12 protein-coding genes and 3 pseudogenes are annotated in these 10,166 nt (G+C 36.8%); 6 read left to right on the top strand and 9 right to left on the bottom strand.

Annotated elements, in window-relative coordinates; translation table 11 throughout:
• The first annotated feature begins 185 nt into the window (after window positions 1-185).
• The 3 genes and pseudogenes from CUN59_RS18200 (at window position 186) to CUN59_RS18190 (ending at window position 2,194) form a co-directional block, all read left to right on the top strand.
• Window positions 186-1,001, top strand: a complete 816-nt coding sequence (locus CUN59_RS18200; protein WP_104389176.1) for an HAD family hydrolase — start codon at window positions 186-188, stop codon at window positions 999-1,001.
• 565 nt (window positions 1,002-1,566) lie between these two features.
• Window positions 1,567-1,905, top strand: coding sequence for a Mo-dependent nitrogenase C-terminal domain-containing protein (locus CUN59_RS18195; protein ID WP_104389175.1), 339 nt, complete (start codon window positions 1,567-1,569; stop codon window positions 1,903-1,905).
• Between the two features lie 16 nt (window positions 1,906-1,921).
• Window positions 1,922-2,194, top strand: a pseudogene (locus CUN59_RS18190) (cupin domain-containing protein).
• 199 nt (window positions 2,195-2,393) lie between these two features.
• On the opposite strand, the gene CUN59_RS18185 reads toward CUN59_RS18190, so the two are convergent.
• From CUN59_RS18185 to CUN59_RS18150, 8 genes and pseudogenes are all read right to left on the bottom strand, one after another.
• Entirely contained in the window at window positions 2,394-2,615 is a 222-nt protein-coding gene (locus tag CUN59_RS18185; protein WP_104389174.1) for a type II toxin-antitoxin system HicB family antitoxin, read from the bottom strand.
• Between the two features lie 2 nt (window positions 2,616-2,617).
• A complete protein-coding gene (locus CUN59_RS18180) occupies window positions 2,618-2,845 on the bottom strand; it encodes a type II toxin-antitoxin system HicA family toxin (protein WP_104389173.1) in 228 nt (75 codons plus the stop codon).
• Between the two features lie 331 nt (window positions 2,846-3,176).
• Window positions 3,177-4,100, bottom strand: a complete 924-nt coding sequence (locus CUN59_RS21200) for a hypothetical protein (RefSeq protein ID WP_133164049.1) — start codon at window positions 4,098-4,100, stop codon at window positions 3,177-3,179.
• Between the two features lie 108 nt (window positions 4,101-4,208).
• Window positions 4,209-4,766: an NYN domain-containing protein gene (locus CUN59_RS18170; protein WP_165790224.1), complete on the bottom strand. Its 558-nt coding sequence runs from the start codon at window positions 4,764-4,766 to the stop codon at window positions 4,209-4,211.
• Window positions 4,767-4,877: 111 nt separating this feature from the next.
• A pseudogene (locus CUN59_RS18165) lies at window positions 4,878-5,033 on the bottom strand (serine--tRNA ligase); the annotation flags it as partial.
• 126 nt (window positions 5,034-5,159) lie between these two features.
• Window positions 5,160-5,591 (bottom strand): NUDIX hydrolase, encoded by a 432-nt coding sequence (locus tag CUN59_RS18160; protein ID WP_104389170.1) that lies wholly within the window; start codon window positions 5,589-5,591, stop codon window positions 5,160-5,162.
• An 8-nt stretch (window positions 5,592-5,599) separates the two neighbouring features.
• Window positions 5,600-6,052 (bottom strand): DUF3531 family protein, encoded by a 453-nt coding sequence (locus CUN59_RS18155; RefSeq protein WP_104389169.1) that lies wholly within the window; start codon window positions 6,050-6,052, stop codon window positions 5,600-5,602.
• 25 nt (window positions 6,053-6,077) lie between these two features.
• A complete protein-coding gene (locus CUN59_RS18150; RefSeq protein WP_104389168.1) occupies window positions 6,078-7,007 on the bottom strand; it encodes a Sll0314/Alr1548 family TPR repeat-containing protein in 930 nt (309 codons plus the stop codon).
• A 114-nt stretch (window positions 7,008-7,121) separates the two neighbouring features.
• On the opposite strand from CUN59_RS18150, the gene CUN59_RS18145 reads away from it, so the two are divergent.
• The 3 genes from CUN59_RS18145 to CUN59_RS18135 all read left to right on the top strand — a co-directional run bounded on the left by CUN59_RS18145 (window position 7,122) and on the right by CUN59_RS18135 (window position 9,685).
• Window positions 7,122-7,760, top strand: coding sequence for an ABC transporter ATP-binding protein (locus CUN59_RS18145; protein ID WP_104389167.1), 639 nt, complete (start codon window positions 7,122-7,124; stop codon window positions 7,758-7,760).
• A 28-nt stretch (window positions 7,761-7,788) separates the two neighbouring features.
• Window positions 7,789-8,544, top strand: a complete 756-nt coding sequence (gene rsmG, locus CUN59_RS18140; RefSeq protein WP_104389166.1) for a 16S rRNA (guanine(527)-N(7))-methyltransferase RsmG — start codon at window positions 7,789-7,791, stop codon at window positions 8,542-8,544.
• 103 nt (window positions 8,545-8,647) lie between these two features.
• A complete protein-coding gene (locus CUN59_RS18135; protein ID WP_104389165.1) occupies window positions 8,648-9,685 on the top strand; it encodes a bifunctional riboflavin kinase/FAD synthetase in 1,038 nt (345 codons plus the stop codon).
• Window positions 9,686-9,698: 13 nt separating this feature from the next.
• On the opposite strand, the pseudogene CUN59_RS18130 reads toward CUN59_RS18135, so the two are convergent.
• Window positions 9,699-10,166 (bottom strand): annotated as a pseudogene (locus CUN59_RS18130) (RNA-guided endonuclease InsQ/TnpB family protein); the annotation flags it as partial.

The following is a 10,166-nucleotide window of genomic DNA, read 5'->3' as shown; positions in this document are numbered from 1 at the left end:
AAACTTTTTGGTTTACTGTTATTAGTCTTTATTGTCTTTGACCCAGAAGATTGAGCCAGAAAAATTGTACTGACCATAATTTATAACCTGAAATTAGTAAATCTGAGTATTAGATAAGATGCCCAAAATGTGGCTAATAGGTTAGTATAGTATAAATATTTTATACATTATCTTTATAATCTCCTATGTACAGACCTATTACTGATTTTGGTAAACATCTCATAAATATACAGCAGTTACCAGAGATAACATCTCGGCATTTATACCAAACTTGCCTGTTAGCAACAGATATGGATGGTACAATAACTAAGTATGGCAAGTTTACATCTAAACTACTACATACATTAGAAAGTTTAACAACAGCTAAAGTTCCAGTGTTAATAGTTACGGGGCGTTCCGCTGGTTGGGTAAGTGCTATTACTAGTTTAATGCCAGTTGTCGGTGCGATCGCAGAAAATGGTGGTTTATTTTATCCAGCTAAGGATTTTCAACCAGTCACACTGACCCATATTCCTGATTTAGCTTACCATCGGCAAGATTTAGCAGCAACTTTTGCCAGATTACAAAGTTATTTTCCCGATCTTCAGGAGTCTAGTGATAATCGGTTTCGAGTCACAGATTGGACTTTTGATCTGATTTCATTAACAACGGATGATCTCAACCAGATTACTGATCTTTGTGAACAAATGGGGTGGGGATTTACTTACAGCACTGTTCAATGTCATATTAAACCTCTAGGACAGGACAAAGCCAACGGATTACTCAAAGTTTTACGCCAATATTTTCCTGTCTACTTACCAGAACAGGTGATCACTGTGGGTGATAGTCCCAATGATGACAGCTTATTTAATCAGCGTTATTTTCCTGTATCTGTCGGTGTAGCAAATATACGTGAATATACTAATCAGCTAAAGCATCAACCTACCTATATAACCACAGGTGAAGAAGCCGATGGATTTTGTGAATTATGTGACTATATTTTACAAAACTGCCAGCATTAGTCAGTCATAGGTGATTCAGGTGGAGTCAAGTTTGGGTGGAACAAGTCTACCAAGGTGCTAATTCTGTATTTTTCAGCTTACTTGCTTAGCTGGACTTAAACACTTTTGAGGAAGAAATAAACCTCAAATCCTTCCGGGGTAAGGGAAATACATTAAATACCCAAAAACACCTGTAACTCAGATATAACAACAAACCAATCAAAACGATGTAAAACCCATTTAAGATATACGTTTGAGGATATTTTAAAAGTGTTTTTTGCCTAAGTCCCGTTAATTAAAAATTTTCCCTTATGCCTCGCCATAAGGCAGCTCATGGAGGTTTCATATATGAGATTACTATATGCAATATCAGGAATCTATAAGCCAAGACTATACCATTTTTATGATTTCTTTGTTATTTTGTATTTAACTGAACAGTTATTTCACATAAACCCAGTTTAAATAGCAATAAGTTCAGCTACTTTACAGTTCATCGAGTTCAGGGAAAATTGCAAAAATTAATTGGTGATAAAAATTGCCAATTTGGTGCAAGTTTATTCTTTCCATCCACATAGGATTTACAGCCATGTTAAAAACAAATGTACAACCAATGGTAATTTCTACTTTTATCAATCCAATTGCAGAAAACCATCCCATTAAAAACAAGTTTGACTTATTGCAAAAAGTCCGTCAGTGGTTCGACAATATCGAAATTAATAATCCTGAATTGGCAAGATTGATTGCTAAATTGATCCCTGCCCAATGCCCCTTTGAGCGTGATATTATTGTTTTCGGCCGCAAAATTGGCCACATTCCCCCTTTGTGCAAATTTAACCCTCTGTATGATCAGTTTGTGGGCTTGCGTTTTCGCGCATTATGTTATTTAGTAGATAAGTGTGGTGAAGATATCCAATCTTACTGCTAAATACACTAAATAGCTCATGGAAATTAAAGTCGAACATTAACCTAGTCAAGAATATCTCAATCAGTTAGGTGTATCCAAGTAGCCAATTTGGCAAAAGGAAGTATCCACATTTCCTTGGACTTACGATAGTCAAGAAACTTGTTACTTTTTAGAAGGTAACGTCATTGTCACCCCTGCTGGTAAACCAGCAGTGGAAATGGGTAAGGAAGATTTAGTCACTTTTCCGGCTGGTATGTCGTGTACATGGGAAATTATCAGCGACGTAAAAAAATATTATTGCTTTGATTAATATTTCTGTAATCCTGATAACCAAGGGTTGAAAATGCAACCTTGATGTTATTTATGAATTTGCTATGCAAGTATTGATCCTAAAATATCCTCTACAACTAAATTAATTTCGGGCAATGCTTGAATTGATAAATTTTCTCCGCGACTTAGTGTTTGCATTTCACTATAACCATCCTGGGTATCCTGATTCAGACAGTTAATTATACATTACTAAGTGCTTTAACCTGGGAAATAGCACGTTCAACATCTGGTAATTTTTGACCATATTTGGCGGCTGTTTCTAACCACAAATTTCTGACAATTATCAATTCTTGTAATGTTTCTTCTAAAGTTTCACCCTGTGCTAAACATCCTTTTAATGCTGGAATTTCTGCTACAAAACCGCCTTCTTCACAGGGATAAACAACTATGGGATAATTCATGATTACTCTCCTTCTATTAATTCTAATACTCGTTTAACATAAACTGATTTTACCCGATTATTATGAACTGGAATTACTAAGATTGTTTCATGTTTGATAAATATGTGATGACTACCTGTTATTCTATCTAATACAAAGTTGTCTAATTCTAACAGTTTACGAATATCACTAAACTTTACATTGTTGGGGCTATTTTTTAATTTTTCAATTAGTTTATCTTTTTTGACCATTTTCTGCTGATATAATTTTTAACATTATTTGTCTGAATCAGGATGTCCATGATTGGAGGATGTACAGGATGTTTTTTTATATTCATGTATATTTTCTGAAGTTGCATTTTGTCTGAATCAGGATGTCCAGGATTTGAGGATGTACAGGATGTTTTATTAATATTTATCTACATTTTCACCAATTGCGCTAATTTAAATATTCCACAATATCAATATCAAATATTATCCTCTTAATCCTTTCATCCTGGTTATCCTGATTCAGACAGTTAAATATTAATAGAAAACGGTGCGTTACATTTCATTAACGCACCCTACGAGATGAGTGATCGCACTAGCCTCGAAGTAATAAGCTAAGATCAGCCAAGAAAATAGTTATTTCCTGATCTGCTGAACTGAAACTAGCATCAAAGTAATAAGATAATTCAGGGCTATCATTTGTGGTAAAAGCAGAGATAACCAAGTTTCTTGACATATTTCTTCCTTCCTTAATTCCCTGAATAAAGAAATTTGCAATTACTCGTTCTTTAGATAAATTAAACATTGTCATCAAAGTAGATTCATGCTTATATGGTCCAGGATACTTATCTAATATGGAGCTAGTTAGATAAAATAGTTTTTTTAGATATTGTTGAGCATCATCTGTTCTATTTTCCTTAATCAGTAACTTATATAATTTTCGTAATATGTCACAGTTGGTTATAAGTACCATAGTCTCAACAAAACTATTTTGACTTAAAATTTTATCCATAATCTCAAGACATTTGAATCCTTGTTCAATTGCTTGGTTATAATCGAACCCTTGATATGTTTCTAATAAGTAAAAATTAATTTGTAAGTCATTTGGATAATATCCACGTATTATTTTCATCAAATTTGAAGCCTCCCTAAATATTTCTGAAGCAGCTTCTATTTCTCCCATGTTGTACAAAGAGAGTCCATCTGTGAATAATTTTCGACCCAAATCAAGCTTTGACTTTAATTCTGGAGAAAGTTGTGGTAAATTCTGACTAAACTCTAGAGATAAAGCTTGTGGAATAGAAGTTGAAGACGAATTTGAATTAGATGATGCTTGTTTTGAATTAGACTGAGATGAAATAGAAGTTGAAGACGAATTTGAATTAGATGATGGTTGCCTTGAATTAGACTGAGATGAAATAGAAGTTGAAGACGAATTTGAATTAGATTGATCTCTCATTATAGAAATAATCATAATGATAATGCCAACGAAAATTAGTAGAGCAAAGAAAATTTCCATATCAACACCGTGGTTATTAATTCAAAATTTTAATCTTGTATTTCTTAGGCTAGATAATGATGGTGCGTTAATAAAATTGAACTCACCCTAAAAAAATGAGCGATCGCACTATTCTGATAAAGCCCAACGTTTGTTATTTATATATGTAACCTGATAATAGACATTTTCCAATGATCGGTAAACCCCTTTATCCTCAGAAAATTTTTTCAACGAGCGATTACAACCTAAATCCCAGCTTACTACCTCAATTTGCCATCCGTGTTTGTGCGCTCGTTCTAGGTACTTGATAAAACCTTTATCATTAGTATAACCACTACCATCACCTGTTAGAAGTATCATAATACCCGGTGGATTTACATCAAGGATCTGATTAGCCATCTGAAGTTGGATACTTCCGTCCACGGCAACTTCAGTACCACTAATCTGCCCACGCTCTTGCGTTTCAACTTTAATTCCTAAATCGTCAAACCTTTTCCAGAGACTATCATTAGGCGGAATCGAGCCACCAACAAAGGCATAATCAACTTGGCGGTTGTTAACAACAAAGTCGAACAGATTAGCAAAGTGAACACGAAATCCAGACTCATCACCCGGTTCGTATTGCTGGCAAACCCCACGGCCAACCAGCCAAATATTTGAGTTATCCCAAAAAATATGAATTGACATAAGTGAAACCTGATAAGTAGTATTGACACAACTTTTCATAAGGTATCACAAAACATTGCTGTATAACCACCATTCACAGTGATTATACAGAATTTCAGATAGGTAAAATATCTACAAAACCTCCCTACCCAAATAAACCTGCAAAACCTCCGGTACTTTAATCGTCCCGTCAGCTTGCTGATAATTCTCCAAAATCGCCGCCATAGTCCTTCCCACAGCCAAACCAGAACCATTTAAAGTATGTACAAACTGCGTCCCTTTCTTCCCAGTAGGTAGGTTGGGTTGACGGAAGGAAACCCAACATTATCAATCCTTTTGTTGGGTTGCGCTATCGCTTAACCCAACCTACTTTTTTCTCAATTGATTATTTATAGGAATTACCCAAGATAGAGATTACAAATAATCAAAGAAAACTTCGGGAACTAATCTTAATTCACCTGATTTAAATTTGGCTATGTCTATCCATAAGGCGCGATGTTTTCGTTCTGGGGTTTCTGAAAAAGTTAAACTTTCGATTTGATAAAATTGAGGATCGGCAAAATCACATTGATAGAGTTGAATGATTTCATGCCCTTGTCTACCATCAAATGTAAATAGGTTTTCAATGCAATTTAGATAGCGAATATTAGTTAATTCGGCTTGAATTTCTTCTTGAAATTCTCTCTCTAAGGCGATGCGGCTAGTTTCGCCAAATTCCACGCCACCACCTAAAGCGCGATAGAATGTAGATTGTTTAGCCCGATCATATCCTTCCGAAACAAAGATTCTATTATCATCTCGAATTAGTGCTAAAACAATGACCCGAATTTGACCTTCTTTATTCATGATGGCAATTAATTATCATAAGTGGAATAGGCGCGAGTTTCACTATCTTCTGTTGGCCAATCTGAATTTTCGCCACCAATATATAGTTCTTCAATGGTGACGTGTTCCTCATTAAGTTGGGTGAGGGCGTTAATGAGAATGTCTAAGGCGATCGCATCACTTGTACCTAAATCAAACCAACAACGCATCCATTCTCCTTCATATTCAAATTCACCTATATTGTGCATCAATGCCAATAGACTTTTATCATAGCCTTCTTGATCATAGTTCATATAACTAATATCAAATCCTGTATCTTGAACTTGCAGGTTTTCAGCATTAAATGCGCCCAATTTACCAAGATAAAACCAAGAGTTAAAAACTTCTTCTACATATTGTTTTTCTTGTTGGGAGGGAATGGTGCTAAACTTCAACCAAATCCATACATCAAAAGGATTAAATTCACGAAATTGTATTTGCATTTTGGTAATTGGTATAACTAGAATTTCATGACAACTGACTATTGACAGCTTGATTGCGTTCGTATTCAATTTGTTTGACTAGATTAGCAGGAAGTTGTGATTTTTTGGTTAATGCCTTATCAAAATGAGTTATTGCTTCTTTAATTAAACTCTGACTTTTTTCCTTTTTTCCTTTTTCATGGAGAATTTGGGCTTTAAGATAGAAAATTTCTGGGTTGTCGGGAGTTGTTTTTAAGGCGCGGTTGACATAATCTAAAGCTAGAGAGTATTGTTTTAAATCTCGGTAGGCTATAGCAATACCTCTATCTACTAAATAACCAGGTGCAGCATTTTTTTCTAATCTAGCAATGACATCATCTGGACTGGTGAAAGGTAAATTTACAGCTAACATTAAATCCATATAACCGCGAATTAAATTTAATTCTGGATCATTGGCAGAAATTTCTTCAGCTCGGTCAAGATATTGATAGACTTTTTGTAAGCGACTCAAAGCTTGAGATGCACCATTGACAGTTCCCTCTCGACTGATAATTACTGCACCTTCTAAAAAATGACCCACAGCCGTATATAAATTACCACGTAATGGATCATTGGGAATGAGATTTTGTCCAGTTTCTAGGGTTTGGCGACTGTATTTTTCTAAATTAGCCCAATCTTGGTCTGTGTAGGCCAAAGAAGCTTGAATAGCGTAAATTAGGGGTTCATTGGCTTCCCTAGACATGGCTTTTTGTAAAGAATCTTTAGCTAGTGGGTAATTTCCCTGCTGGAAAATGGCCTTAAAAGCGGCTTCTGTGCGATCGCCAATTTTATGAGGTTCTCGACTGCGGAAGGGATCACCCGCAAAGGAGGGATAGACCAAAATATTTAATAAAATTGCCGTGATAAAAGTCACTTGCAAAACTGGAGAAAGTTGCCAGAATCTAGTTGTAGGACGCATTAAAAGCTGTTTAACCATGATAATTTTTGTGAATAATTACGGTGGAAATTGTTGTATCTTTTACCTAAAATACCAAAATAGTAAATTATAAACTACTAATCAAAATTTTCCATAACTTGCTAATCTTAACAAATGCTCTATCTTAAAAATTTAACTTATCACCCCACAGCTTGTCCAAAAGCCATTCTTCAGGGGATAAATTTAGAATTACCACCGCAGAAACTAGGTTTAATTATTGGTCCGAGTGGTTCAGGTAAAAGCACCTTATTAGAAATTTTATCTGGATTAGCTAATCCTACTGCCGGGGGAGTTTTCTGGCGAGAACAGGGACTCATTGCCGAAGAACTACAACAATTAGCTGGTTTAGTCTTTCAGTTTCCCGAACGGCATTTTTGCGGGGGGACAATTTTAGAAGAATTACGCTTAGGACATCCAGAATTAAGCTCAGAACAAGTTAGACAGGCACTAACAGAAGTAGGATTAGATCATTTATCTTTATCTGCATTACCCCATACTTTAAGCGGTGGACAACAACGACGTTTAGCCCTAGCAGTGCAGTTAATTCGCAAACCAAATTTATTGTTATTAGATGAACCTACTGCGGGCTTAGACTGGTCAATGCGTCGGCAACTGGTGAATTTATTAGCCAAACTGAAAAAAGATTGGACATTGTTAGTTGTCACACACGATGCTAGTGATATGTTACCAATAGCAGATTATTGTTGGACATTAGATCATGGGGTTTTAAAATCAGTGCGGACTGCGGAATGATGTTAACGTAAAAAGACAATTTTAAATAATGGATATAGAATCTTTAACTCAGGATAATTTGCCAGAAATGGCGGAAATATGGCAACAAACCTTAAATTGGCAACCAACAAATTTTCAATTTCAGCAATTTCAAAAGCTGTATGAATTAATTATTGAGGGAAATCGCCAACTAAATTTAACTCGCATTACTGCACCGGCGGAATTTTGGGAAAAACATCTTTGGGATTCTCTGCGGGGAATTGCACCAAAACAAGAGTTTATCCCCGGTATTGAGCAGAGTAAGCGGATAATTGATATTGGTACGGGGGCTGGGTTTCCGGGTGTGCCAATTGGTTTAATTTTTCCTAATTCTCAAGTAACATTGTTAGATTCTACGGGAAAAAAAATCGCTTTTCTGGAGACAATTTTATCGGCGTTGGCGATGAAGAATGGTAAAACTTTACTGGGGAGAGCCGAAGAAATTGGTCAACAACGCCAACATAGAGAAAATTATGATGTGGCAGTAATTCGGGCTGTAAGTAACGTGTCTGTGTGCGCTGAATATGCCCTGCCTTTAGTGAAAAAAGGAGGGTTGGCGGTCATTTATCGCGGTAGTTGGAGTGAAGCAGAAAATGAGAGTTTAGAAACGGCAGTGAGTCAGTTGGGTGGGGAAATTGAATTAATTGAAGAATTTACCACGCCTTTGAGTCAGAGTATGCGCCATTGTCTGTATTTAGGTAAAGTAGCCAATACACCAATTAGTTTTCCCCGTGGGGTTGGTATACCTACTCAAAAACCAATTTAATCAACGGATGCCTCGATTTTAGATTAGATTGGTGATTAGATATCTAGCAGCGTGAGAGCCTCAACGCTGATAGCGATAATAAACCTAACATCCCAAAATCCAAGTGTTAAATTTGTCTCAAAATGGGTGTTCTGTATGGGTTGCTTCTTCAACAGAAGGGCTACTGACACCAACTGCTGTTGCTCTTGGTAAATTTGATGGTGTTCATCTTGGTCATCAAAGAGTAATTCAGCCAATATTGCAGTCAGCAGGAAATCAAGAAAAGCAGCATATTGGTGAAAATTCAGCCCAGTCAGATCGGGAAAATCCACGCCCATATTCAACCGTTGTCACCTTTGATCCCCATCCCCATGAGTTTTTTACTGGACAACCCCGTGCTTTGTTAACACCACTGGATGAAAAAGTTGAACAATTGCGATCGCTTGGGGTAGAACAGTTAGTGTTATTACCTTTTGATCGAGACTTATCTGCCCTTTCCCCAGAAGAATTTGTAGACAAAATTCTGGTGCAACAACTCCAATGTCAAGAAATTAGTGTGGGTCAAGATTTCTGTTTTGGTAAAAGACGAATGGGTACTGCCCAGGATTTACAAATGCTGGCTGGAAAATATCATATCCCTGTAACTATAGTGCCGATCCAGAAAGATGGGGACAGCTTACCCACAACCGATGATAATCGCATCAGTACCTCCTTAATTCGGGAAAGTTTGGCCATAGGTGATATTGCTAAGGCTAATCGGTTATTAGGAAGACCTTATACTCTGTCAGGGGAGGTCATAGCAGGAGAAAAATTAGGGAGAACTATCGGCTTTCCTACGGCTAATATCCAACTACCAAAAGATAAATTTTTACCTCGTCATGGAGTTTATGCGATCGCTGTCATCATCCATGACCCAACATTAGATACCCTACCCATTCACAAATTAGGGGTAATGAATATCGGCAACCGTCCTACTGTTAATGGTATAGATACCCGTGTAGAAGCACATTTACTAGATTGGTCTGGAGATTTATATGGTAAAAATTTGGTGGTGCAGTTAGTCAAATTTTTGCGCCCGGAACAAAAATTTTCTTCTCTAGAAGCCTTGAAAAACCAAATTCAACTAGATTGTACCGCAGCCCAAACAATTTTTAATGCTTAGAGGATGTAGTGAACTACCCACACTGACTTGGAGTACCAAGTACAGTGTTGGCTTCTGTACTCACAGGGGAGTGCCGCAACTTAGACTTCCGCCCAAGTTTTGGTCTTATCTCCCCTCCTACAGCACCAGACGGCTGCACCTTCCGCCTTTATCCCTTCGACTTCGCTCAGGGCAAGCATTCTGATACCCTCTGTCCTAATATTTATCGCTGCATTTCCATCTCTATCATGATGAGTACCACAATGAGGACAAGTCCATTCACGGACATCCAATGGCATATCACCAATTTGATAAAAACAATTAGAACAGAGTTTAGAACTGGGAAACCATCTATCAATCTCTACCAACTTCCCACCTTTGCGTTCTAGCTTATAGGCTAAAAAATTAGTAAATGTTCCCCATCCTGCATCAGATATTTACTTTGCCAAATTATGATTGCGTACCATGCCTTTGACATGCAGATTCTCTACTATGACAGCTT

Origin of the sequence: Cuspidothrix issatschenkoi CHARLIE-1, from assembly GCF_002934005.1 — a bacterium.
GTDB classification, from domain to species: Bacteria; Cyanobacteriota; Cyanobacteriia; order Cyanobacteriales; family Nostocaceae; genus Cuspidothrix; species Cuspidothrix issatschenkoi.
The sequence above is the reverse complement of the archived record's forward strand: the minus strand, read 5'-3'. Positions and strand labels throughout refer to the sequence as shown.

Excerpts from the sequence above, each read along its gene's own strand:
- CUN59_RS18200 (WP_104389176.1), top strand. The coding sequence starts at position 186 with ATGTACAGACCTATTACTGATTTTGGTAAACATCTCATAAATATACAG.
- CUN59_RS18195 (WP_104389175.1), top strand. The coding sequence starts at position 1,567 with ATGTTAAAAACAAATGTACAACCAATGGTAATTTCTACTTTTATCAAT.
- CUN59_RS18185 (WP_104389174.1), bottom strand. The coding sequence starts at position 2,615 with ATGAATTATCCCATAGTTGTTTATCCCTGTGAAGAAGGCGGTTTTGTA.
- CUN59_RS18180 (WP_104389173.1), bottom strand. The coding sequence starts at position 2,845 with ATGGTCAAAAAAGATAAACTAATTGAAAAATTAAAAAATAGCCCCAAC.
- CUN59_RS21200 (WP_133164049.1), bottom strand. The coding sequence starts at position 4,100 with ATGGAAATTTTCTTTGCTCTACTAATTTTCGTTGGCATTATCATTATG.
- CUN59_RS18170 (WP_165790224.1), bottom strand. The coding sequence starts at position 4,766 with ATGTCAATTCATATTTTTTGGGATAACTCAAATATTTGGCTGGTTGGC.
- CUN59_RS18160 (WP_104389170.1), bottom strand. The coding sequence starts at position 5,591 with ATGAATAAAGAAGGTCAAATTCGGGTCATTGTTTTAGCACTAATTCGA.
- CUN59_RS18155 (WP_104389169.1), bottom strand. The coding sequence starts at position 6,052 with ATGCAAATACAATTTCGTGAATTTAATCCTTTTGATGTATGGATTTGG.
- CUN59_RS18150 (WP_104389168.1), bottom strand. The coding sequence starts at position 7,007 with ATGGTTAAACAGCTTTTAATGCGTCCTACAACTAGATTCTGGCAACTT.
- CUN59_RS18145 (WP_104389167.1), top strand. The coding sequence starts at position 7,122 with ATGCTCTATCTTAAAAATTTAACTTATCACCCCACAGCTTGTCCAAAA.
- rsmG (WP_104389166.1), top strand. The coding sequence starts at position 7,789 with ATGGATATAGAATCTTTAACTCAGGATAATTTGCCAGAAATGGCGGAA.